Raw genomic sequence first — 24,417 nt, 5'->3', positions numbered from 1 at the left:
CAAGTGACCGCTGAGAAAGATGTTCCGTTCGGCCTGAAGACCGGGAATTAAAGGGGGCTTCCGCTGATTTCGAGTTTGTATTCTGCTTGCTGAGACACGTATTAAGCCGATTCTGCTGCCGCTCCAGCACTAACTTCATCCGAGTATAGCGTATTGAGCTGTTTGACTTAGCTCTTACTGTCGCCTACCCCACAACGTTTTCGTCTCCGCTGCATCATACCATTTGACGATCACAGACTATAAACTCCCCACCACAATCAAATATGATTCTGAGTGAAATGTGTACCAGACTTAGCGCAATAGCTTTCAGACAACCACAGATGGGATGGTATCCAGTGAGAACCTTTGAACATCGCCTTCGTTTTATTCAGCAAGACCGGGCTCAGTCTAACTGGGCAGAAAGCTTAGGCATGTCTGAGCGCGAGTTTACAGCCCTGTTTACCGGCCCGTTTCCTGATACAGCGTCCCTTCAACTGCTTCGACGGGTTGAAAACGCAAATCTGAACTGGTTACTGACGCATGATGGCGAACCTTTTTTCGTCAACCATCACCTCTCGGGAGAAGCGTTTTCGGGTACGATTCAGGCGAAATTAGAATACAAACCCTGGCAGGTGTATTTGTGTTCACTGGCCGAGCACACAATGCTGATCCTCACCCATCCTGCTCAGGTTGAATACAAGGGCAAGACGGTCGATTATCAGCAGCTTGAGATTCATGTCGGTCCGGGCAGTCTGGCACTGGCCGAAGCACTTCGTCCGTCGGCAGAAAAAGGACAAGTCCTTGTCCCGCATTTCAGTGCGACCGAGAAAAAATCCATTGCCAACGGCCAGCTGGGCACCTACGGCTTGATGCGAAATGGCGTCACTTTAAAAACCGAGTGTCATGTTGCCCTACCTGACTCCCTGCATTTTCCGGACAAGCACGAAGCAAAAGATCAAGCAGACACGATTTTGTTAAAGGTACTCATGGCACTGCTTGAACAGTGCCTTGCTGAATCCGGTGAAGCGCTCAGCGCTGAAAACAAAGCCAAAATTATTTCGACACTTTACGGCTTTTCAGGCCAGATGAAAATGACGGTGACAGACCTGACACCCGCACTGATCCGCACAGCGATTCAGATCATGCACGAACAGAACCAATGAACCGTTTTCTGTCATCGTTCGGGCCATTCAGGCTGTAATCAGCCAGCCCTCTTTTCCACTGCGGATATTAAGTTGCTGATCTGGATTCGAAATGCAACTTGATTCGCAAAATGCAAACCTCGTCTTTCCCATTATATCCTGCCTTCTCGTTTGATTGCGGGACACAGCAGCCATCAGGCATTTGTATCCCTGCCCTGACAAACCATCATTTTTTGGCATGCTTCCTGCCTGAGCATTCACGAGCACATTTCATGTCTTGTTTTCAATGTATTGCATTCACAGTAATGCTCAGAACGTGTCGGGAGTGGTTATGAAGCTGGAATATATTCAGGGAAAAGACAGTCAGATTACTTTGGTCATTCAGGGCGAGATGGATGCAGATGGCTGCCGGGACATCCAGCCTTATCTGGACCAGATCATTGCGCAGGAAAAAGGGCCGAAGGTCCTCATCGATTTAAATCAGGTCCCCTTTATTGATTCATCCGGCATTGGCGCCATTGTTTATCTCTACAAGCGTCTTCGCGAACAGAATTGCACACTGTCGCTGAGTCAGGTTCACGGCCAGCCGCTGGAACTGCTGAAGCTGCTCAGAATCGATCAGGCGATTTCCATCAATCCGTTTGTCCCGGTGACAGAAAAATAAGCTCAGGGAAGTGCCCATGCGTACGGACAGCACATGCAGCATCGCTTTGCTGCTCATCTTCCCCCTGTTTCTGCTGAACGGCTGCTCAGTCTGGCCGGAAAAAGGAAACGGGGGCATGGCAGAACATTATCCGGTCACTCTGGCGCCTGTAATGCCCGATAAGCCGCTGGAGCCGGAGCATGGTCTGCGGTTTGAACTGGACATGGTCAGCCAGCATCTGGACATTCTGGTGCTGGAAGGCGCTGAGCAGTGCTTTCCGGCAACCGTCGTACAGGCAAAACAAAATCAGCAGCGCATTACCAGAGAGCTTGAAGGCGGGCTGAGTTACGATGCAGCCAACGATTTAATCGTTCAGCGCAATCTGCTGAAAAGACTGGAAAACCAGCTTGATGATGTGAAAAACAAAGGGGCATGTCATCCTCAGACGGCGAATATGCAGGCACCGGCGGCGCTCGCCAGCAAGCTGTACCAGTTGCTCAACAGCGACAATCAGTTTGCGTTCAACTCACCGGAAGTGAACCCCAAGTACATGGGACACCTTGCAGAGGCCGCCATTCTGCTGCGGGACATCCCCACTTACCGCCTGCACATTACCGGCCATGCCGACCGGGTCGGCACGCCTGAATTCAATCAGCGGCTCGCACTGAACCGGGCAAAGCAGGTTCAGAGATACCTCGAGATTTTCGGGCTTCCTTCAACCCGGATCACTATCGCTTCCGTCGGCAGTGAAGACCCTTTATTTGACGGCCACGGCCCGGAGGTTCGTCTGACGAACCGCCGAGTCAGCATCGAGCTCGTCGAGATCACCCGCCCCATGCAAGGTAAGGAGTCACCATAATGTCAGGCTTACGTCTATTCCTCTCGGTGGTTCTGGTCATTGTGATGTCTGCAACCGCATCCGCGTATTCCATTCAGCATGGTGACCAGCTGACCATCAGCCTGCCGGGGGAGCAGTCTCTGAACCGGACCTTTCAGATTGACCGTCAGGGCCAGATTCAGTTACCGGAAATCGGCCCTGTGAAAGTCGCCGGACAGACCGAAGCTTCCGTGACCGCTTTCATTCGCGACAAACTGGAGAGTGTGATTCGCGATCTGGATAATCTCAGCGTTTATGTCAGCAAACGACAGTTACTGATCAGCATCCAGGGCTATGTCAACACACCCGGCGAATACACCTTACCTGCCAGCGCGTCGGTACAGGCCGCGATTGTTGCAGCCGGTGGAATGCGGCCGGGGGCGCAGCTGAATGTCATGCAGATCAAGCGCGCCGGCCAGACCCGCACATTTAACTACAAAGCCTTTCTCGACTCCGGCGATCAGTCTTTACTGCCTGTTCTGCAATCTCTGGATGTCATTTTCGTTCCGGCCTCGCCCATGATCGGGAATATCGAGCAGGATTTTGACCCCCAGAATCTGGCAGATGCCGGGGATGCAGCCAGCGACAGAGGTGCAGTTAAAGTGTTTGGTGAGGTCAATCACCCCGGCAGCTTTTCTCACAAAGACACGGCGAATCTGGTCGACCTGCTGATGCGGGCCGGTGGCGTCACCCGTTACGCCGGTGTCGAGCAAATCCGGGTCATTTCAAACAATGAGCCCGTCATCTTCAATCTGAAGCAGTATCTGGATACCGGTCAGGACACGCTGTTACCACCAATCGAGCCGGGTGCGACCGTCTTTGTTCCCCGCCAGGAAGAAGAAGTGAAGCGCGGTGCGAACACCATTTATATCATGGGTGAAGTCGCCAAGCCCGGCGCTTACGAGACCAAACAGGGCACATCCTTTATGGATATTCTCGCCAATGCCGGTGGCCCGACCCGCTTTGCTGAATCCCGCCAGATCCGCATTATCACGGCACAAGGAGACATAAAGTCCTTCGACTTGTCAGGTTTCACAGAAGGCACATCCCGCAGAGCGCTCCCGCAGGTTTCCCCGGGGGACGCGATTTTCATTCCCGAAAAAACCGACATGAACGAAAAGTCATGGCTGAAAGTGTCGCCGCAGCGCGCGGTCAGAATCATGGGGGAAGTCGTGCGCCCCGGACGGATTGAATGGTCCAGTGAAATGAATCTGCTTGATTTGCTGGCCCATGTCGGCGGCCCGACGTCACGGGCAGATACAGCCAGAATTGAAGTGATGACCCCGAATGCTGCCGGTGTGAACCGGACCTATGTGTTCAATCTGGACCAATACTTGAAAAACGGTTCCCACAGCAGTGATTTACCGCCGGTCCGTGCGGGGACAACCGTCCGGGTGCATGATCTACCGCAGGATCCGACCGACAACAAATCGCAATGGGTCCGACAGAGTTCTGAATTGTCTATCTATGTGTTCGGGCAGGTCGGTGCACCTGGTCGGTATCGGTTTACAAACCGCATGCACTTTCTCGATATTCTGTCAGCAGCTGATGGCCCGACCTCCAAAGCGGATATCCACAATATCCGGATTACCCACCGCAACGGCGATTACGCCAGAGTGACCAAACTGAATCTCGCGTTATATTTCGAAACCGGCGATGAAAATCTGTTGCCTAAAGTCACCACGGGGGATGCCATCTACATTCCGGAAAAAGACCGCAACTGGCTGGAAGAAAGCAAAGAATCCACCATCCGGGTGCTGGGTGCGGTCAATAAGCCGGGACGATACCGCTTTGATGACAACATGACTCTACTCGATTTACTCGCACAGGCTGGCGGACCGAGTAACAACGCCTATGTCGAAAAAATTACCGTGGTCAATCTGTCCTGTTGCCGGGATCAGGCCAGAACGTTTGACCTCACCGAGTTTGGCCGGACTGGTAATTTCAGCCTGCTTCCTGTGATTCGTGCCGGGGATACCGTCTATATTCCGGATCGCAGTGAGAGCACGATGGAAGCCTTTCGGCGCGGCATGAACGATTTGTTCCAGCTGGCCGCCACAGCCGCACTGGTGGGCTTACTATGACTATTTTTTCTCCCGACTCGCCCCAGATTGAGCAGATCTATCGTCACATTGTTCAGGAGGAACTGAAAAGTGTGGCAATTACCTCTGTCAATGCTGAGGAAGGTGTCACCTCTCTGGCTCTGGCACTCGCCCAGCGGCATTTGCTTTCAGGCCGCAATACACTGCTGGTCGATCTCAATCTGAACCATCCCACCCTGCTGCCGGTTCAGCTTCACCCCGAAACCACCGCAGAACCTGAATTTGGCACTCCCTGCACGGTTTGTATTGATGCTGCACCTGTAATTCTCAACGGCATCATTGCCCCCTCAGGCAGAGCCGACAGAATGATGCTGCGCCGCCCCCATGCCATTTCAACCTGGATCAAAGAATGGCAGGCGACTTATGACCTCATCATCTTTGATACATCCCCGATCTCACAGACAAGCCATGACTGTATTCCACCGGAAAGCGTTGCAGCCGCATGTGATGGCTGCCTGATGGTCGTGATGGCAGGCAAAACAACCGAAAGTCTGGCAGAGTCCTGCGCCCAGTCTCTGCGCTTCGCCGGTGCCCGACTGACCGGCACGATTATCAACGATCAATGTAATCCGGCACTCCATTCTGAAATACAGCGTGAACTCGGCCGACTGCCGCAATGCTGCCGCCGGTTGGTCAAAGCATTACGTAAAAAAGTGTCTGAAAACAAACTACTCTCCATAGAGCTGTAACATGGTTGACAAGTCAGCCGCCGGACAGGTGCGAACATGCAATGGACCTGGATATGGACACGGATAAGAACATGGATATGAACATAAAAACTGTTTTACTGGACATCGAACAACCCGCCACGCTCGCCAGTGTCACGAAAATCCGGCGACTGCTTCAGCAGGCACTGAGCCTGAGTAAAGCCGACAGTCAGACCGCCAATCAAATCGCTCTGTGTTTTGCCGAAGCTGCAACCAATATTGTCCAGCACAGTTCCCCGTCGGCCCGGATACTGAAAGTCAGATTCAGCATGTCCTCTCAGAACTGGCTGCTGACGCTTGAGGACGATGGCGGGAGCTGGGATCCGACTCTGTTAAACCCGGCCGCGCCGGACGCCCTGACCCTGGATACGCTGATGCTGGATGCTCTGGCGCTGGATGCCGAATCCGGCCGTGGAATTGCGCTGCTGAGATCGCTCAGTGATGAACTCGCTTATCAGGCCGCTGGCACGGATACCGGTGCGTTCAATTGCCTGACGGTCACCTGGCCGCATTGCCAGCAAGATGACAAGCCAACCATTTTTATTGTCGATGACGAGCCGTCACAACGGCGCCTTTATCAAACCTATCTCTCAGACGACTTTCATGTTCTGACCGCCGACAACGGCCAGCAGGCACTTGCGACGATCGATCATCAGCACATTGATTTAGTGCTGTCAGATATTCAGATGCCCGGTATGAACGGTCTGGAGTTCCGTGAACAGCTGAACTCACTGTCTCCCGGCGCTGCCGTTCCCTTCATTTTTCTGACAACAGCCAATGCCAGTGAAATCTTTCAGCAGGCTGCCACCATGGGCATTGATGACTACCTGACCAAACCCGTCAGCAAGCAGCTGCTGTTGCAAACGGTGCACCGTGTACTTGAACGTTCCAGACAAGTTTACCGGCATCTGACCGGTCAGGTGAACCGGCAGATTGCCAATGCCTTATCGCCGCAGATTCCTGCGGGTTGTCCGGGCTGGCGGCTTGCTGTCAGGCAGCGAAATACAGGGATCGGCGGCGGTGATTTTGTGATGGCTCAGCCGTGCGAGAACGGCTTTTTTATCGCGGTTACAGACATCATGGGCCACAACGATACCGCCAAATTTTTCTCTTATGCCTACGCCGGTTATCTGCGGGGAATGTTGCTGAATCTCGCAGAGATTGACTGCCCGCCGGATGAAGTGTTGCGGCGTCTGTCTATGGGCGCGCGCACCGATCATTTCTTGTCTCAGGTGACCCTGACCTGCAGCGCACTTTGTCTGCATCCGGACGGACAGGTCGTTCTGGCCTCTGCCGGGCATCCACCGCCTCTGCTCATCACAAAGCAGCGCATTGAGGCAGTCGACATCAGCGGTATTTTGCCCGGGCTGCTGGAAGACCCGCATTACCCCGCCGTCACTCAGCTGCTGGAACCCGGACAACGTCTGGCGGTGATCAGCGACGGGCTGTTTGAATCGGCAATGACGCCGGATGGCCGGCAGGAACTGGAACGAAAAATGCTTGATGCACTCAGGAAGACACTTTCCCAACCGCTCGAGGAAGCCATTGAGCAGGTCATGCAAGTCTTTGATGACTGCACTGAGGGAAAGCCGAACGATGATGCCCTGCTGCTTCTGATTGAACGGGATTGCCAATGAGTCAATTTCTTCAGATGCAACAGCGCAAGCAAGCCCTAAGGAGTCAAGATGAGAATTCTGATTGCCCTGTTCCTTGCCATTCTGGCTGCCATGCCGGCGCATGCCAGAGAGATTATTTTTGGGATCGTGCCTCAGCAGGCCGCCAGTAAACTCGCCCGTGTCTGGACACCTATCCTCACGCAGGTGTCCGAACTGAGCGGCCATACCATTCACTTTGCCACCGCACCAGATATCCCCACCTTCGAAAAACGTTTAAAAAACGGGGAATACGATATTGCCTACATGAACCCGTATCATTATGTCGTGTTCCATCAGGAGCCGGGTTACCGGGCCATCGCCAAGGCAGCCAATAAGCAAATCAAAGGCATTATTGTGGTCCGGAAAGACAGCGGGATCACCGCCCTGTCTCAGTTGGATCAGCAGACACTGGCATTTCCCTCCCCGGCCGCATTTGCTGCCAGCATTTTAACCCGCACCGATCTGTCTGCCGCCCATGTCCGGTTCACGCCCAAATACGTGTCGTCCCACGACTCCGTCTATCTGGCGGTGGCTCAGGGCATCTTTCCTGCCGGTGGCGGTGTGATGCGCACGTTCAACAGCATTGACCCGGCGCTGCGAAACCAGCTGACCCCCATCTGGACAACCCGGGGATATACCTCACATGCCATCGCTGTTCATCCGGGAATCGACAGTCAAACCGCCACCAGCATTCAGCAGGCCCTGATCACCCTCGCAGCAAAGGAAGACGGCAGGAAAGCCCTGGCTAAATTAGCGATTTCGGGGTTTGAGGCTGCCGAAGACAGCACCTGGGATGATATTCGCGCCCTGCAAATCGATCTATTACAAAATTTACTGCACTGAAGGAGGCCATGATGAGTATTCGTCTGAAAACCATTCTGGGCATTGCCTTCATTGAAGTGCTTGTACTGGTGCTCTTAGTCAGCAACGCACTGACCTATCTCAGTCAGTCAAACCAGTCCCAACTGGAACAACGCGCACAGGCAGCCACAACGCTGTTTGCCCGGGCCACCAAAGATGCGGTGCTGTCTTACGACCTGGCAACATTAAACAGTCTGGTTGACGAGATCATGGCGATTTCAGACATCAAATACGTCCGGATCTGTAATCAGGTTCAAGTGCTGGCTGAAGGAGGTGACGTGCCTGCGACCTCGCCGCACACAGACAAAGATCAGGGGATCAGTGACGTCGATGACGGCATTTATGACATCCACTATCCGATCGTTGAAGCCGGAACCGTCTACGGCAGCATTGAAATTGGTTTTTCAACCTCCAAGCTGGAGACCCTGCTCACCGACGCCGGGAAGATGTTTACGTCCATTGCGGGACTGGAGGTCATTCTGGTCGCCGTCTGTTCCTTTGTTCTGGGGACGGCCCTCACCCGGCAGTTAAGCCGGCTCAAAATGGCGGTTGATGAGATCACGCACAACGGTCCGGGAATGACACTGCCCAGCCACACCAACAATGAGCTGGGAGCAGTCGTCCGCTCATTTAACACCATGTCACTGACGCTGGCGAAAAATCAGCAGGAAATCCAGGATTTGCTGGCGGACAAAAGCCGGACCCTGCATGAGCTGCATCGTCACGAAAAGATCCAGCAAACCATCCTGACCGCATCTCTGGATGCCATCATTACGATCAATCAGTCCGGCTACATCGTCGATTACAATACCAATGCCGAACACATCTTCGGCTGGCAGAAACATGAAATTCTGCATCAGGACATGGCGAAATACCTGATCCCGCAACACCTGCGTTCGCAGCACTATCAGGGCATGGCGCATTTCATCAGAACCGGTGAAGGACCGGTGCTCGGACAACGCATCGAGACCCTTGCCCTGCATAAAAACGGGCATACATTTCCGGTTGAACTGGCCGTCTCTCCGGTTGAAGTTGACGGGGACTACCTGTTTGTATCGTACATCAGGGATATTACGGCCCGGAAAGTCGCCGAAAAAGAACAGCTACTGGCGGCTCAGGCCTTTGACGCTCAGGAAGCCATCTTTTTTGCGGATGAGTCTGGTCAAATTCTTCGCTACAACCCGACATTTCAGCAGCTGACCGGTTATGATCCGGCATCCTGTTCACCATTGCCCTGCCTTAGCAGCCTCGTGTCCGTGCATCAGACAATGTGGCAAACCATTCATCAGGGCGGGAAATGGTCTGGCGAGCTGGTATTACAACCCATCCGCGGTGAAGCACTCCCTATTTATTTCAGTGCCTCCCCGGTGTTCCCCGACGAACACGCCGTACTCTACGTTTGCCACTTCATTGATATTTCAGAACAAAAGGCACACGAGGCTACACTGCAACGCGCTCGCCGGGAAGCAGAAAAAGCCAATGAGGCCAAAAGCCGTTTTCTGGCTTCCATGAGCCATGAAATACGCACCCCCATGAATGGTGTGCTCGGTATCCTGGATATCCTGCAGGGTGAAACCCTCTCCGCGCATCAGAAAAGCCTGGTTCAAACGGCACATGAATCCGGTAAACACCTGGTTGCGATCATCAATGACATTCTGGATTTCTCCAAAATGGAGGCCAACAATCTGGTGCTGAACCATGAGCCTTTTCATATTCAGCAGGTTTTTCACCAGGTCATTGAACTGATGACGCCGCTGGCAGAGAAGCATCATCTGACCCTGTCATTAACCTTGCCCCCGGAAGCCAACAACTTCGCTCAGGGGGATGCAGGCCGTATCCGTCAGATTCTGCTGAATCTGATCCATAACGCCATCAAATTCACACCGCAGGGCGGGATTCGCGTCGAAGTGTCGCTCACGAAAACCGCTCTCAACACGAAAGCAGGCTGGCTGCTGAATTGTCATGTGATCGACAGCGGGATTGGTATTGCTCCAGAGGCACAGGAAAGCCTGTTTGACGAATTTACCATGTCTGATCAGGGTTATACACGGGCCACGGAAGGCACCGGGCTGGGGCTGGCAATTTGCAATCGCCTGATACAGCTGATGGGAGGTGAATTGGGTCTTTCCAGTACCCTTCAGACCGGGAGTGATTTCTACTTTTCCATTCCGTTGGCAATTGCATCGCAAGATGCGACGCATCCACTGAGCCAGAAACAACTGCCGATTCTCCGGGCCGGGATGAAGATTCTGGTCACCGAGGACAACGCGGCAAACCGTCTGGTGATTGGCCATATGCTGAAAACCGCGGGTATCGAAACCGATATGGTCACCAGCGGCGAGCAGGCGATTCTTGCTGTTCAGCAACGCCACTACGACCTGATTTTTATGGACATCTCGATGCCCGGTATGGACGGCATGGAAGCAACACAGCGGATCCGAGCCCTGTCGCCGGAGAACCAGTCACTGCCGATCATTGCTTTGACCGCTCATACCCTGACAGGGGACAGAGAACGTTTCCTGTCCGCCGGGATGACCGACTACCTGAGCAAGCCCATTCACAAAGCACAATTACTGGACTGCCTGAGCAAATGGGTCAAACCTGTCTCCCACAGCAACGAAAGGCGGTGCACTGTACCGTGTCAGTCCATTGATGAAGCAGAAACCTTCTGTGCGAATAAAGACGAAATTCCTTTATCGCTGTATCCGCTGGTTGATCCGACAACCATCCATCAGTTGATCGAGGACACCTCCTTCGAAGATACCGACATGCTGGTCGAGCTGTATCTTGAAGACAGCCAAAACCGAATCGCCACTATCCGCAAAGCCATTGAGGACAACAACCCGGATCAGCTGCAGTTTGAAACCCACGCGCTCGCCAGCAGCGCTGGCAGTTACGGCAATATCCGGCTGTCGATGCTGGCCAGACGCATTGAACATTTGTGTATTCAAAATTGCAAAGCGCATGCGATTGAACTGGGTGAGCAGTTGCTGACGGTCGCGGAAAAGTCATTCCTGCAACTGAAAGCCTTGGATATCCATAATATTGTCCTGAAAACAGGCAGTTGATCTGCCGGATGAAGACGCACTTTGAGTTGCAGAATGCAACTCAGGTGAGTACAAGGCCGGACATGGCACGAAAGCATGCGTGTCCGGTCTGCCCATATGCCGCCTCCCTATAGGCAGCCTGCCTATCTGCTGCCTGATAGGGTGGCATCAAATTTGCCGGGTTTCCGTATTCTCTTTTTGTCTGCGGGAACTCACATGAGCAAGAACACCTTCACTGCGAGACCAGCGAGCCGCCCGATCTGGCTGATTGCTGACAGCCGGACCCTGGGCGGGATTGAAACTCATATTCAGGAGCTGGCGACCGCATTAAAGACCAGCCGTTATGATGTGCAGGTCATCCTGTGGCAGGATTATGGCCATACTCACCCGCTGATCGCCAGACTGTCGGCCCAGGCTGCGCCCCGGACCCAGCCCGTCCCCGTGTTTGTGCTGGACGGTAAACTCCGTTCCCTGCTCCGCCTTGCCAGACAGATGCGTCCTTTACTGGTGCATACCCACGGGTATAAAGCCGGGATCCTGTGCCGTCTGCTCAAACCCTTTTTGTCCTGCCCGGTTGTGTCGACCTATCATGCCGGAGAAACCTGCCGCGGCAGGCTGGCGCTCTATGATATAGCCGACAGAGCTACGGCCTGTCTCGCCAACGCTACTTTTGCCGTCAGTCACAGCATTGCCAGCCGCCTTTCCCGGCCATCGGTCGTACTGGATAACTTCACCAATCATCTGAGCCAGACGGCTTCTCAAGGACACCAAATTGCTTTTGTCGGCCGACTCAGCCATGAAAAAGGCCCGGATCGCTTTGCCGAACTAGCCCGCCAATGTCCGGCACTTCAGTTTGACTGCTACGGCGACGGCCCGCTCAGAACAGCATTAGAACAAGACAGCCCGGCGAATCTGCACTTTCACGGCATGCAGCAGGACATGACTGACATCTGGCAGAACATTGGCCTGCTCATCATGCCTTCCCGGCACGAAGGGCTGCCAATGGCCGCGCTGGAAGCACTCTCATTCGGCATCCCTGTCATTGCAACAGAGGTGGGCGCTATGAGCCGCGCGATCATCCATGACCACAACGGCTGGCTGATATCCCCGGATGAGCCCGAACACCTGTATCACTGGCTGAAACACTGGTTTGCCCTCCCCGCCGAACAACGCATGAACATGCGTCAGCAAGCGATTCGTTCCGTCCGGAAGAATTTTTCAGCCGAAGCGGTTCTGCCCGCACTGCTGGCACAATATTCGCTTGTTGTGAATCTGACACCGGCAAAGCTGGCCTGAGGGCGCAACCCGAATGTGCTGCGCGGCGTCTGAATTGCTCAGCCTATTCGCACGAAGACACACCGAAACACACGAACACCGATCGACATCGGTTCGGAGGCACTGATGAACAGAGAATCAACCACTGCCAAAACCATATTGTTTGTTCACTATGGCGACGATGGTATCCGGGGAAGTGAACGGTGTTTGCTGAATCTGTTCGCACATCTGGACAGAAAAGCCTTTACGCCGGTGCTGTGGTGTAACAGCCAGGAGCTGGCCATGGCGGCCAGAGCCATGGGCGTCGCCTGCCATGCCACCCCCTTTTCGCTGTTGCTTGGCTGGGAAAAACCCAAACTCCGGCTGTTCGGTTGGTGGCAGCTGGTTCGCGCCGGTCAGCGCCTGATTCATGCTTACCGGGCCGATGTGGTTCACTGCAACAGCGGTGCCCCGTGCCAGTGGATGCACTGGGCCGCGAGATGGTGCCGGACGCCGATGCTTGTTCACCTGCATGCCCACTACTCACTTCGGGATCGCCTGACACTGGGGCTCTATCAGGCCCCTTTGCTGGTCGGCGTCAGCGACTATGTGCTTTCCCCTTTTATGCAGGAAGGATTTTCTCCGGAGAAGTGCCAAATCATTCCCAACGGCATTGATATCGAGGCTTTGGACGCAGTGGAAGCATTCTCTTTCCGAAACACCATGGGCATTCCCTATGATGCCATTGTTCTGGGCTATGCCGGGGCCATGCTGATGGAAAAAGGCATTGATCACTTACTGAATGTTACCCACAGACTGATTGCAAAAGGGTATCCGGTTCATTTAGTGCTACTCGGAAACGGGCGGGATCAACCAACATTTGAAGCAATGGCTGAGAAACTGAATATCCATGATCGCGTTCATTTTGCAGGTCAGCAGGCCGATGTCATTGCCTGGATGAAAGGCGGCATGGATATCTATATCTCCAGTGCACACTCCGAATCTTTTGGTCTGGCACTGGCGGAAGCAAGTCTGGCCGGACTGCCCGTGGTCGTCAATTATATCGGCGGTGTCGGCAGCGTAATCAAAGATCAGGTCACCGGGCTTCTCGCCGCCACAAACAATGAAGTCGATTTGCTCGCCAAAATCGAAACCCTGCTGACCGATCCGGACTTACGGCAACGGTTAGGCGCCTCCGGACGAGACTTCATCCGTAACAACCTGACCATTGAGAAATACTGTCAGTCGTTTGAAACACTCTATCACGCCATCGCCAGCGACGCGGACAGCATCCCGCGCCTGCATAAAGACTGGCACCTGCACGCAATGTACCGGGGCATCCTGAGCTTTCGGCCAAACAGACTGACCCGGTTTCAGGCGCAGCGCTGGTTAGAGGAACCCTGCCATGGCGAAAAGTAACACCCTCTTCATCATCGATCCCATCGCCTTTGGCGGGGGCAGCAAAAATGCGACCGTTTCTCTGTTAAAACAGCTGCCCGCCGGACAATTTCATATCCGGGTCCTGACCAATGACCCGGAGAGCTGGCCCCTGCCAGACTGTGAACATCTCCCGCTGTGGCGCCCCCGGTGGCTCCCCGGAGGAAATCACGGTCTCGGTTATCTGATTCGTCACCTGCTGACTGCAGCAACGGGATTGAAAGCCTGCCTGAAGCATGGCCGGCCAGCACTCTTACTCGGGGCGTCCGGCCCCGGCGTCGATTTTTCTCTTTTCCTGCTGAAAAAACTGACCGGATGGCCGCTGCTGCAACTTGTTCATGGGCCCGTCGGACATTCCCGTATGCTCGGACGAAGCCTGGCCGCGGCCGACAAAGTCTGCTTTCTTGACAGTTGTCAGGACAGCATGACTGCGGCGCTTCGCAAGGCAGGCTACAGATTTACTCCCGTCAAAGCCAGATTTCAGTCTTTCATCAACGGGCTTTGCCCCGACCAGTGGCCTGGTGCATGTCAGTATGAACAGCCCCGTTTGCTATGGGCCGCTTCTTTGCTGAAATGGAAAGGGCTGGACCGGCTACTGCTGGCCCTTGAGTCGCTGCCGGTTGAGCACCGTCCGGATTCGGAGATCTGCTATCTCAGACCCAAACAAACCCAGCTGCCCGTTTCTGAATCCGGGCAGCCGATTGCCCGGATTCACTGGCATGAAAATCCGGTCAACTTCGATGCCATCCGGGCCCGCTGTAACCTGTTTATCTCTACCAGTGTCAGGGAACCCTTTGGTCTTTCCGTTCTGGAAGCCATGGCTGCGGGACATTGTTTGGTGATCCCGGCCGACGGCGCTTACTGGGATTCGGTGTTAATGGACGGCGTCCACTGCATCAAGTACCCGCCTGGTGACCACGATGCCCTGGCCAGCACCATTTTATGGCTGAGCCGGGATATGAAATCAGTTCAGCGAATTGGAACCAGAGCACGCCAGCTGGCCGAAAATTACCGGGCGGAAACATGCTATCAGCCTGTGGTCGATGTCATCACCGAACTCTGCTCTCCGCCTGCAGCCGACGTATCCGTCAGGCTGCCGTTTATCCAGCGCGTGAAAGCCCGCATCGGAGGTGCCAGACATGGTTAAACTCCCGGTTCCCAAAGCCATGCAATACATGGTGTTGTATGGCATCAGCATTGTGCTGATGAAAGGCGTTTCCCTGTTTATGCTGCCACTTATCACCCATCAGTTGCCGCCGGATGAATTCGGTCGGCTGGAAGTGCTGACCAGTATTGCGATGTTCGCCAGCATTATTCTGGGAATGGGGTTAAGCGAAGCGCTGTACCGCTTCGCCGGTGCCGCGCAAAATGAACAGGCGCAGAAATTCCATGCCAGTCAGGTCATGGGGATCACCCTCTGCATTGCAATCCTGACCTTGCCTTTCCTCTGGACAGCCGCTGCGCTGATTGGTGATCTCAGCCCGGCCTTATTTTCCCGTTACGAGTTAAGTCTGATGTTCACCGTGCTGGCCTTCGAAAGCTGCATCGCTGTCCCGCTGGCATGGCTGAGAATGCGAGATAAAGTCTGGACGTTCTTCTTGCTGACCACAGGCAGAGCCATCAGTCACGCGGGCTTGATTCTTCTGATGCTCCATGCCGGTAAGGGGGTGACCGGCATTCTTGAAGCCGGGTTTATGGTCGCCATGACGCAGGCCGCGCTCCTGCTCATCATCCAGTACCGGGACACCGGCATCCGCATCCAGCGGGGCAAAGGACGCGAGATTCTCAGCTATTCCTGGCCGATCATGGGCAGCGGCTTACTGGCATTTACTCTGAACGGATTCGACCGGTGGGTGCTGGCCCATTTCGCCAGCCTGCAGGATGTGGCTCAGTATGCCGTCGCCAGCAAATTTGCGCTCGCCGTGGTGCTGATGATGCAGCCCTTTGGAATGTGGTGGATGCCCAAACGTTTCGGGATACTGTTTGGCGAAAATGGCCGGTATCAGGCCGCCCGGATGACTACCCACGGCCTTGCTCTGCTCGGACTGATTACCGTCAGCGTCAGTCTTGTCGCCCCTGTATTTATTCACTGGCTCATGCCGCCCAGCTACGCACAGGCCAGCCTCTATGCGTTTGTCCTCATCCTCATCGCCGCACTGCGTGAAATCTGCGAGTTACTGAATCTCGGCGCTTTGGCGACCAAAAGCACCCGCTCGCTGATGATGATTCAGGGGCTGAGTGCCGTCGTCGGTGTCTGCCTGATGGTTCTGCTCACACCAGCCTGGTCTGTCTGGGGAATTCTGGCTGCGCTGCTTGCCGCCCAGCTCATTCGTGTCCTGCTGATCTGGCGTTTAAGTCAGGCCCGGCATCCGCTGCCATTTCGCCGGAAAGCCCTGGCCGCAGGCGCTGCCCTGACCGCCATCGTCATGAGCCTGAGCGTGATTTCCTGGAACGCGATAACCCAGATTCTGGTTGCCGGTGTCGCCACCCTCATGCTGGCCTGGTGTTTTCACCACCTGCAGCTTCTACCGGATTTCATCCGGCACAGGGCTCTGTCACGATGACCGATGCGCGTCTCAGGTCATCCAGAAATCAGTGCATGCTCGGGCTGGCACTTTGTGTCGTCTTCGGCGCAATCTGGCGGCTGATTCCGCATCCCCTGCTGCTGCCGGTATTTGGCCTGATACCATTTGCGATTTTATTTGTGCTGACCCGCCCCTTCCTCATGGTACTGCTGTTTGTGGTTTTTTCTTTTTTCCGCATCCATGAAGTCTTCCCGCAACTTTATTCGCTGAAAATCCCGCTGCTGCTGTCGCTGGCTTCTCTGGGAGCACTGTGCTGGCATATTGGGATCTCACAGCGGTATCGCGCTTACTGGCACCGGGATCTGACCGTGCTGACCACCTTCGCCATTCTGGTTCTGATTGGTGTCATCATGGCTGAAAACCGCGGTATTGCGCTGGCTTACTTCAAAGCCACTTACTGGAAAATCCTGATCATGGTCTTTGCGATCGCCTGGTTGTCCCGGGCCGCAAAGGATTTTGCCCTGTCCTCCAACGTGATTGCGTTTTCAGGCATGGTGGTCGGCCTTGTCGCTCTATACAACAAAGCCAACGGGATCGGGCTGGTAGAAGGCACCCGTGTCACCATCGGGCGTGCAATCGGTTCGATGCTGGGCGATCCCAATGATCTGGCACTGGTCCTGATGTTCCCGACCTCATTCGCGGTCGCACTGCTGCTGACCAAATCCATGCCGCTGTACAGCCGTCTCATCGGATTGTTATCGACTCCCATTCTGTTCAGCGCAGTGCTTGCCACCCAAAGCCGTGGTGGTCTGCTGGGGATCCTGACCGTCTTCGGATTATTCGGCTACCGCCGGATGAAGTCCAAAACCCTGTTCTTCTCACTTGGCGCACTGGCAGCTGCGTTGCTCTTTCTGGCCGCCGGTATTTCAGACCGGGCTTCAGGCGGTGCCGCAGAAGAAGGCATCGATGCCTCTGCCATGGGCCGTTTGTATGCCTGGGAAGCAGCCACAAAAATGGCGGTTGCGCATCCATTTACCGGCGTCGGGCTGGATAATTTCTATGCCAATTACTTTTTCTACAGTCCGCACTGGGACGGCCTGAACCATGCGGTTCACAGCACCTGGTTCGGTGTACTGGCTGAAACCGGATTCCTGGGTCTCACGGTTTTTGTCACCATGATTATTTGTCTGATCCGCACCGCTTTTGTCACTCTCGGCCGGATTGAAACGAACCTCGCCCACTACGATCCTGCCGTCTATACAACGGCGCAGGCTGTCCTTGCCGGGTTGCTGGGCACTGTTGTGTCCGGCACCTTTCTGACCCAGGGGTTTACCTGGCCAATCTATATTCTGGCGGCACTGGTGATTGCGGTCGGAAACTATGTGAAAACCCAGGCGTCGCAATCCAGCCCGGAACCACGACGACAGCCTCAACCACATCCGCAATAACCACATCCGCAACAGGAGACTGCATCCGGCGATTCGTCCGTTGCATTTTGCGAAGCGAAATGTCCTCACGCTGAGAACATTCATGACTCTTCTCAGAAGACACTGCCTGACTGACAAACTGGCACTACCTATGCATAAGCCAGATACAAACCTGATTGAAAACATTGATTGTTTCAGCAAGTGTTCCAGCACAGGAGGTCTCATGTCAGTTGTGTCGGTCCATCATGTAAAACAGTGGCTCAAACATAGCCAGAATCCTCTGGCAAAGCGGTTATTTCACCTCAGTCTGTGGCTGCGCCGTTTGGAAGTTCCTGCGCCGCGCCTGCTGAGTCTGCCGCTTTATCACGGCTGGAAAGTCGCTCTCACCTCAGTACAGACCCTGGTCCGGATATGCTGGTGGACCCCGCTGTTCAAAGGCCGTCTGACAGCGTGCGGCCGCGGCTTAAACCTGTATGGCGGCCTGCCATTTATCTCCGGTCCGCTGAAAATCACCGTAGGACATCGCTGCCGGATCTCCGGACACACAACTTTCAGTGGCCGAGCTCACGGAACCTGTCAGCCGGAGTTACAGGTGGGCGATAACGTCGGAATTGGCTGGCAAACTACCATTGCAGTGGGCACTCAGGTGATTCTGGGCAATAACGTCCGAATTGCAGGGCGCAGCTTCTTGTGCGGCTATCCGGGTCATCCGGTTGACCCTGTCGCCCGGGCAGCCGGACAGCCGGATGCCGACTCACAAACCGGCGATATTATTCTGGAAGACGATGTCTGGCTGGGCACGGGTGTGTATATCATGCCCGGTGTCCGTATTGGTCAGGGCACGATCGTCGCTGCCGGGAGCATTGTGACTAAAAGTCTGCCACCGGGTGTGCTGGCTGCCGGAAACCCGGCGAAGGTACTCCGTACCTTGATCCACCCAAGCCCTCTGACCCGGCCGGATGAGGAGAAAACAGATGCCGCATGATCTGATCGTCTTCGGCGAAGACTGGGGAGGTCTGCCGTCCAGTACCCAGCATCTGATCCGGTATCTGGCACAGGATCGGCAGGTGCTTTGGATCAATTCAATTAGCCTGCGTCGCCCGGCACTGACAGGCCGGGATCTTCAGCGCGCCTGGCGAAAACTGTTCGCTGCACGACAGTCCGGCCAGCAACCTCAATCCGGAATATCAGTGCCAGACCAAATGCAGGTCATCAATCTGAAGACGATTCCAGCACCTCGCACCCGTTGGGAACGAAAACTGGCCGCCTGGCTGATGCGTCGCCAATTGCTTCCGATAATGCGGCAATCCAAACTGCACGCTCCCATTTTGTGGACATCGCTGCCGACCGCCGCCGATTTATGCGGACAACTGGGCGAGTCTGCGGTGGTTTACTACTGCGGCGATGATTTTTCTGCCCTGGCGGGCGTCGACCACCAGACCGTCTCCCAACATGAGCAATCACTGGTCCATCGTGCCGACCTGATCATGGCGGCCAGCCCGGTGCTGGCTGAACAGTTTCCGGCTTCGAAAACCCGGCATCTCCCCCACGGGGTTGATTTCTTGCGCTTCAATTCACCCGTACCGCGGGCCGCAGACTTACCGGATGACGGCCGGCCAGTCGCCGGATTCTACGGCAGTCTGTCTGATTGGCTGGATTATCCGATGCTGGCTGAGGTGATCAAACGCTTACCGGACTGGCATTTTGTCTTTATCGGTCAGATTCACACAGACATCAGTCCGATCGCCAAATTGCCTCAGGTCCATCTTCTGGGTCCCCGAGCGCATCACCAGCTACCGTCTTACAGTCAGCACTGGCAAGTCTCTTTATTGCCTTTTGTTGATAATGCACAGATACGAGCCTGTAACCCGCTCAAGCTGCTTGAATATCTGGCTGCCGGTCAGCCTGTGGTTGCAACCCCTTTTCCTGCGCTGAAGCCGTACCGGGAACTGATTCACGTTGCCCGGAGCGCCGATGAGATGGTCAACGCCATTCTGCGGGCCGGTCAGCAATCTCCGGCACCCCATCAGGCAAATGTTGCGGCGGACCATACCTGGCAGCAAAGAGCGGCTCAGGTGAGCCAGTGGCTGGAGGGACTGTGATGCGACTGTCTCATCGGTTTCTGATCATTCTGGAAGCGGCCTGGCGGCGGCGTTATCTGATTGTGTTGCCGATTCTCATTCTCCCGGTGTTCGGCGGTATCATCGGAACCTTCAGCCCGAAAACCTACCGTTCCCATACCAGTATGCTGATTCAGGAAACCTCGAAAATGAATCCGTTTCTGGAGGATCTCGCGGTTTCAGCCATGCTGAAAGACCGCATGGACGCCTTAAAAACCCTGCTGCACAGCCGCCACATTCTGGGCGCTGTCGCACGCGACCGCGGGCTCATTCACGATCAAACCAGCGATGCCGAAGCAGATGCGGTCATTGCCCGCCTTTCTGCCGGTCTTACAGTCAGTATGATGGGCAAGGATCTGATCCGGATTGACTACCGTTCCGGTGCCCGGGAGGGTATGAAGGAAACGCTGGATATTGTGAGCCGGCATTTCATTGAGCAAGTGCTCGCCCCTGAACGGTCTTCCATGAAAGATTCCAGCTACTTTCTGTCTGAGCATATTCAGTACCGCCGGGAAGAACTGGAAAAAGCCGAACAGGCACTCGCCAGTTATAAAAGTGAGCACATCACCGTACTGCCCGAGTTACAGGTGTCGACCATGACGCAGCTGGGTCAGCTCAAACAGCGTTTGGCGGAAAAAAAATCTGAATTGGCAGGCGCCGTGCGCAGTCTCGGCGGTCTGGACCAGCAGCTGTCCAGAACCAATCCGGTGATTGGGCGCATTGAAGAACAAATCATCAAAACCCGCAGTGAAATCACCCTTCTCCGGGCCAGATATACCGATCAGCATTCCGCGGTTCAGGGCGCGCTGCGTGAACTCAGAAGACTGGAAGATGAAAGACAAAAAGTCCTGTCGGCCACACCCACCCCGGTGAACCCCGAACAGCTCTGGGACATCGCCTCACACAACACGGTCTATGACAACGGACACACCCAGCCGTTACTGATTTCGCAGCTCGAACAGCTGCAGTTAGCACGCAGCAAAGTCGATGCGCTGCAGGAAGAAACTGCCAGCCTGAAAAACATGGTGCATGAACTGGAAGCAAAAGCACACGCCTTCAGTAATAAAGAACAGGAACTGAAGCGACTGGAGCGGGATCTGGCCGTCAAAAGCCAGCTGTATGACGAACTGCTCAAGCGATATGAAATGGCCCGGCTCACCAGTTCTCTGGGTATTTTCGAGCAGGACAAACGCATCAAAGTGATTGATCAGCCCTTTACGCCGAGCGGACCATCGAACCTGCCTGTGATTGTTTTCATTCTGTCTGGCGTGTTTGGGGGCATTTTGATTGGCAGTGGTGCGGCACTGGTGCTTGAACTGACCGATACATCAGTCCGGCGCAAAGATCGCCTGTACAGCCTGACCGGTGTGCCTGTGCTGACCCGCCTGCCGCCACAACCCCAGGCAGCAGTCAGTTTGGATCTCAGTGCCTCGTTTGCAGAAAGACGCACAGAAAACAGCATCCCGTTGCCATAAAACTGCACCGTTTTCATCTTGAGTCTCAAAATGCAAAAAAAACGGACATCCGCCAGCAGGACTTCGTGATTTATCAGGAACTCAGGATGGGTTCAATCATGGCACAGCAATTGCTGAATCAGGAAATGAGCATCCAGCCAGGTAAGGTGAAGCGAATGAAGACAGTCATCCAAGTTGTACAACACTTGAAACCGGGCGGTCTGGAAGCACTCGCTCTGGATATTCTCCGGTTTTCTGCCAATAAAGACAGCATGTATATCCTCAGCCTTGAGGGCACCAAAGCCTCAGCGCTGGACCAATGGCCGAGACTCGAAGCCGTCGCGGATAAACTGATCTTCCTGGACAAAGAGCCGGGCTTTTCCCCTGAACTCATCCTGACGCTCACCCGCATTTTCCGCCGGATGAACGCCGAGATTGTCCATACACACCATATCGGGCCATTACTGTATGCCGGTCTGGCTGCAAGGCTCGCAAGAGTTCCCACGCTGATTCATACCGAGCATGATGCATGGCATCTGGCGAATGAAAAACGGTGCCGGCTGCAAAAACTTGCACTCACTTTCAGTCGCCCGCTTCTGGTTGCAGACGGTGCTCAGGTCGCATACCAGTTGTATCAGCGTCTGAAGCGCCGAAACGTCATGACCATACTGAACGGCATAGATACAGAACGCTTTCAACCGGGCAGTCAGGAAAAAGCCCGCCAGTCTCTGGGACTGCCGCAGGATGCGTTGCTTATCGGGACTGCCGGAAGGCTTGAGCCCGTCAAGCGGCAATTCCTGCTGATCGAAGTCCTGCCGGAATTACCCCATCATGTCCATCTTGTCATCGCAGGACACGGCAGTATGGCCGATAAACTGTTCAACCACGCCATCAGCCTGAATGTCACGGAACGCGTGCATTTTATGGGGCTGGTTGAGGATATGCCCCAGTTTTATCAGGCTCTGGATTTATTTTGTCTGGTTTCTGCGGCGGAAGGCTACCCGCTGACCCCGCTTGAGGCCCAAGCCTGCGGGATCCCGGCAGCGGTTACGGATGTTGGTGCCAGCCGGGAAACACTGTGCCCGTTCAGCGGCATGATCCTCAGTCCGGAAGACCCGCGAACCCTGACCTATCAACTGACAACAGCGTTAATGACGAAGCCGAGACAGAACCCGCGACATCATATCCTGCAACACAACGATGCCCGAAAAATGGCGTTTGCATACGATGAACTTGGCCGTCTGGGGAAGCTCCCGGCCTAAAACCGACAGAGAACCGGCATAGAAAAAGGTGACCGATATGTGGCAGCAACTCATCAGCTCTCTCACCCTGATTGCGATTGTTCTGATCATTTATCATCACCTTGGCTATCCATTGCTTTTACGCTGGCTGAGCAAAAAAACGTCATCAATCAAACCACAGACCGTCAAACCGCAGGCCATCAGCCGGGCATTTCAGGACAGCGCATCTGATGCAGACTTACCCCGGATTGCCATTATGGTTCCAGCCTATAACGAAGCGGCCTGGATCGCTGAAAAAATCCGGAATCTCGCTGCGCTGGACTATCCCGGCAGCAAACTCAGTATCGTCATTGCCTGCGATGGCTGTCAGGATGAAACGGCCGCGCTGGCAAGGCAGACAGCCGATGAAATGGCCTGCCGGCATCTGAATATTACCGTGATGGAATTTGCAGAGAACCGCGGAAAAGTCGCAACGATGAATGAAGTCATCCCCTTGCTGGCATGTGATCTCGTGGCGCTGAGCGATGTTTCCGCCATCATTTCCTGCGATGCATTACTACAGGCCGCGGCAAGTTTTGCTGATCCCGCGGTGGGAGTGCTCAACAGCCATTATCAGATCTACCAGCCGGGCACCGGCGGCGAAGAAACCTACTGGCAATATCAGGGGCTGCTCAAGACTCAGGAAGCGGCGCTGGGGGCGACGCTGGGTGCCCATGGCGCCTTTTATCTGTTCCGGCGTGAGCTGTTTGAACCGCTCCCGGCTGACACAATCAATGATGACTTTGTTCTGCCGATGCGGATCGTGGCCAAGGGCTACCGGGCAGCCCATGAAAACCAGATTATTGCGCTGGAACTGGAAGCTTCGTCTGTCGCCATGGATTTCAAACGTCGCCAGCGAATCGGCGCGGGCAACCTGCAACAAGTCGTCCTGTTGAAACAGCTGCTCAGCCCCAGATACCGGGGCGTCGCCTTTCTTTTTACTTCCGGCAAAGTCCTGCGAGTTCTGAGTGGTTATCTGATGGTATTTGCGCTGGTCGGCAGTCTGCTGCTCGCCGGTGAATCCAGCGTATTTCTCTGCCTTGCGCTAATCCAGAGCTTTCTGTATCTGATTGCCGTCACGACGCTGATTTTCCCGGCCGCACCGACAGGCAAACTGGGACACACCCTCGCTTATCTGGTCAGCGGTCATGCCGCCAGTCTGATCGGCAGTCTGAGGTATGCCCTGGGTCTGGAAAAAGGTCGCTGGCAGCGGGTCACAGCTCTCTCCGCATCTGACAGACGCCCGTTCATTATCCACTCCAACCAACGCCAGAGCAGCGCCATGAATCCGATCACCGCCAAAACAAAACGCGTGATGGATATCATCATTGCCGGACTGGGGCTGGCGCTCACGCTTCCCGTCTTCCCGGTCATCGCACTGGCCATCAAACTGGACTCCCCCGGCCCTGTTTTTTTCCAGCAGCGCCGGATCGGACAAATGCTGCCTGAGCAGACCCGAATCTTTAATATCCTGAAATTCCGGACCATGGTCGTGAACGCGGAATCCGTGACTGGTGCCGTATTCGCGTCCAAGGCAGATCCACGCATTACCCGCGTCGGTTCGTTCCTCAGAAAAACCCGTCTGGATGAACTCCCCCAGCTGATTAATGTGCTCCGGGGTGACATGTCAATCGTCGGTCCCCGACCGGAAAGGCCGGAATTTTATCAGCAGCTCGAATCTGCCATTCCCTTTTTCACTGAACGGACGTACGGAATTCTGCCCGGGATTACAGGTCTGGCTCAGATCAACCAGGGCTATGACACCAGTATCGAAGATGTTCGCAGCAAAGTGGCTTTTGACCACAGCTACGCGCTGATACTGGGGTCGTTCTGGCCATGGTTCAGAACTGACCTGATGATTATGGGTAAAACATTCGGGATCATGCTGAGTCGCAGAGGGCAATGAC

The 24,417-nt window shown here is 54.7% G+C and carries 18 protein-coding genes; all 18 read left to right on the top strand.

The genetic code is table 11. The annotated features are described in order from the left end of the window. The first annotated feature begins 335 nt into the window (after positions 1-335). The gene (locus SPK40_RS03270) at positions 336-1,142 is read left to right on the top strand and encodes a hypothetical protein (protein WP_330959423.1); all 807 of its coding nucleotides are present in this window, start codon (positions 336-338) and stop codon (positions 1,140-1,142) included. Between the two features lie 310 nt (positions 1,143-1,452). Beyond that, the gene (locus SPK40_RS03265; RefSeq protein ID WP_330959422.1) at positions 1,453-1,785 is read left to right on the top strand and encodes an STAS domain-containing protein; all 333 of its coding nucleotides are present in this window, start codon (positions 1,453-1,455) and stop codon (positions 1,783-1,785) included. 16 nt (positions 1,786-1,801) lie between these two features. Continuing rightward, on the top strand, positions 1,802-2,623 hold the full coding sequence (locus SPK40_RS03260) for an OmpA family protein (protein ID WP_330959421.1): 822 nt from the start codon (positions 1,802-1,804) through the stop codon (positions 2,621-2,623). Further along, positions 2,623-4,725, top strand: coding sequence for an SLBB domain-containing protein (locus tag SPK40_RS03255; protein WP_330959420.1), 2,103 nt, complete (start codon positions 2,623-2,625; stop codon positions 4,723-4,725). Before SPK40_RS03260 ends, SPK40_RS03255 begins: the two co-directional genes overlap by 1 nt. Further along, positions 4,722-5,432 (top strand): protein SypD, encoded by a 711-nt coding sequence (locus tag SPK40_RS03250; protein WP_330959419.1) that lies wholly within the window; start codon positions 4,722-4,724, stop codon positions 5,430-5,432. Before SPK40_RS03255 ends, SPK40_RS03250 begins: the two co-directional genes overlap by 4 nt. Positions 5,433-5,503: 71 nt before the next feature. Further along, positions 5,504-7,087, top strand: a complete 1,584-nt coding sequence (locus tag SPK40_RS03245) for a SpoIIE family protein phosphatase (RefSeq protein ID WP_330959418.1) — start codon at positions 5,504-5,506, stop codon at positions 7,085-7,087. Between the two features lie 48 nt (positions 7,088-7,135). Next, entirely contained in the window at positions 7,136-7,948 is an 813-nt protein-coding gene (locus tag SPK40_RS03240) for a phosphate/phosphite/phosphonate ABC transporter substrate-binding protein (RefSeq protein WP_330959417.1), read from the top strand. A gap of 8 nt (positions 7,949-7,956) precedes the next feature. Further along, entirely contained in the window at positions 7,957-11,034 is a 3,078-nt protein-coding gene (locus tag SPK40_RS03235; RefSeq protein ID WP_330959416.1) for a PAS domain S-box protein, read from the top strand. 195 nt (positions 11,035-11,229) lie between these two features. After that, positions 11,230-12,309: a glycosyltransferase family 4 protein gene (locus SPK40_RS03230; protein WP_330959415.1), complete on the top strand. Its 1,080-nt coding sequence runs from the start codon at positions 11,230-11,232 to the stop codon at positions 12,307-12,309. Between the two features lie 105 nt (positions 12,310-12,414). Beyond that, a complete protein-coding gene (locus tag SPK40_RS03225) occupies positions 12,415-13,686 on the top strand; it encodes a glycosyltransferase (protein ID WP_330959414.1) in 1,272 nt (423 codons plus the stop codon). Then, a complete protein-coding gene (locus tag SPK40_RS03220) occupies positions 13,673-14,851 on the top strand; it encodes a glycosyltransferase family 4 protein (RefSeq protein WP_330959413.1) in 1,179 nt (392 codons plus the stop codon). The genes SPK40_RS03225 and SPK40_RS03220 overlap by 14 nt, the downstream gene beginning before the upstream one ends. Next, positions 14,844-16,268: a lipopolysaccharide biosynthesis protein gene (locus tag SPK40_RS03215; RefSeq protein WP_330959412.1), complete on the top strand. Its 1,425-nt coding sequence runs from the start codon at positions 14,844-14,846 to the stop codon at positions 16,266-16,268. Before SPK40_RS03220 ends, SPK40_RS03215 begins: the two co-directional genes overlap by 8 nt. Continuing rightward, on the top strand, positions 16,265-17,677 hold the full coding sequence (locus SPK40_RS03210; protein WP_442957551.1) for an O-antigen ligase family protein: 1,413 nt from the start codon (positions 16,265-16,267) through the stop codon (positions 17,675-17,677). The genes SPK40_RS03215 and SPK40_RS03210 overlap by 4 nt, the downstream gene beginning before the upstream one ends. 202 nt (positions 17,678-17,879) lie before the next feature. Continuing rightward, the gene (locus tag SPK40_RS03205; RefSeq protein ID WP_330959411.1) at positions 17,880-18,641 is read left to right on the top strand and encodes an acyltransferase; all 762 of its coding nucleotides are present in this window, start codon (positions 17,880-17,882) and stop codon (positions 18,639-18,641) included. Next, on the top strand, positions 18,631-19,758 hold the full coding sequence (locus SPK40_RS03200; RefSeq protein ID WP_330959410.1) for a glycosyltransferase: 1,128 nt from the start codon (positions 18,631-18,633) through the stop codon (positions 19,756-19,758). The genes SPK40_RS03205 and SPK40_RS03200 overlap by 11 nt, the downstream gene beginning before the upstream one ends. Then, on the top strand, positions 19,755-21,251 hold the full coding sequence (locus SPK40_RS03195; protein WP_330959409.1) for a GumC family protein: 1,497 nt from the start codon (positions 19,755-19,757) through the stop codon (positions 21,249-21,251). Before SPK40_RS03200 ends, SPK40_RS03195 begins: the two co-directional genes overlap by 4 nt. 86 nt (positions 21,252-21,337) lie before the next feature. Continuing rightward, positions 21,338-22,492, top strand: coding sequence for a glycosyltransferase (locus SPK40_RS03190; protein ID WP_248140433.1), 1,155 nt, complete (start codon positions 21,338-21,340; stop codon positions 22,490-22,492). 37 nt (positions 22,493-22,529) lie between these two features. Further along, on the top strand, positions 22,530-24,416 hold the full coding sequence (locus SPK40_RS03185; RefSeq protein ID WP_330959408.1) for a sugar transferase: 1,887 nt from the start codon (positions 22,530-22,532) through the stop codon (positions 24,414-24,416). The last annotated feature ends 1 nt before the right edge of the window (position 24,417 follow it).

Origin of the sequence: Photobacterium sp. 53610 (assembly GCF_036409375.1) — a bacterium.
In the GTDB taxonomy this organism is placed as follows: Bacteria; Pseudomonadota; Gammaproteobacteria; order Enterobacterales; family Vibrionaceae; genus Photobacterium.
The sequence above is the reverse complement of the archived record's forward strand: the minus strand, read 5'-3'. Positions and strand labels throughout refer to the sequence as shown.

Bases quoted from the DNA above. Each gene is read 5' to 3' on its own strand.
- SPK40_RS03265 (WP_330959422.1), top strand. From the start codon at position 1,453: ATGAAGCTGGAATATATTCAGGGAAAAGACAGTCAGATTACTTTGGTC.
- SPK40_RS03260 (WP_330959421.1), top strand. From the start codon at position 1,802: ATGCGTACGGACAGCACATGCAGCATCGCTTTGCTGCTCATCTTCCCC.
- SPK40_RS03255 (WP_330959420.1), top strand. From the start codon at position 2,623: ATGTCAGGCTTACGTCTATTCCTCTCGGTGGTTCTGGTCATTGTGATG.
- SPK40_RS03250 (WP_330959419.1), top strand. From the start codon at position 4,722: ATGACTATTTTTTCTCCCGACTCGCCCCAGATTGAGCAGATCTATCGT.
- SPK40_RS03245 (WP_330959418.1), top strand. From the start codon at position 5,504: ATGGATATGAACATAAAAACTGTTTTACTGGACATCGAACAACCCGCC.
- SPK40_RS03240 (WP_330959417.1), top strand. From the start codon at position 7,136: ATGAGAATTCTGATTGCCCTGTTCCTTGCCATTCTGGCTGCCATGCCG.
- SPK40_RS03235 (WP_330959416.1), top strand. From the start codon at position 7,957: ATGATGAGTATTCGTCTGAAAACCATTCTGGGCATTGCCTTCATTGAA.
- SPK40_RS03230 (WP_330959415.1), top strand. From the start codon at position 11,230: ATGAGCAAGAACACCTTCACTGCGAGACCAGCGAGCCGCCCGATCTGG.
- SPK40_RS03225 (WP_330959414.1), top strand. From the start codon at position 12,415: ATGAACAGAGAATCAACCACTGCCAAAACCATATTGTTTGTTCACTAT.
- SPK40_RS03220 (WP_330959413.1), top strand. From the start codon at position 13,673: ATGGCGAAAAGTAACACCCTCTTCATCATCGATCCCATCGCCTTTGGC.
- SPK40_RS03215 (WP_330959412.1), top strand. From the start codon at position 14,844: ATGGTTAAACTCCCGGTTCCCAAAGCCATGCAATACATGGTGTTGTAT.
- SPK40_RS03210 (WP_442957551.1), top strand. From the start codon at position 16,265: ATGACCGATGCGCGTCTCAGGTCATCCAGAAATCAGTGCATGCTCGGG.
- SPK40_RS03205 (WP_330959411.1), top strand. From the start codon at position 17,880: ATGTCAGTTGTGTCGGTCCATCATGTAAAACAGTGGCTCAAACATAGC.
- SPK40_RS03200 (WP_330959410.1), top strand. From the start codon at position 18,631: ATGCCGCATGATCTGATCGTCTTCGGCGAAGACTGGGGAGGTCTGCCG.
- SPK40_RS03190 (WP_248140433.1), top strand. From the start codon at position 21,338: ATGGGTTCAATCATGGCACAGCAATTGCTGAATCAGGAAATGAGCATC.
- SPK40_RS03185 (WP_330959408.1), top strand. From the start codon at position 22,530: ATGTGGCAGCAACTCATCAGCTCTCTCACCCTGATTGCGATTGTTCTG.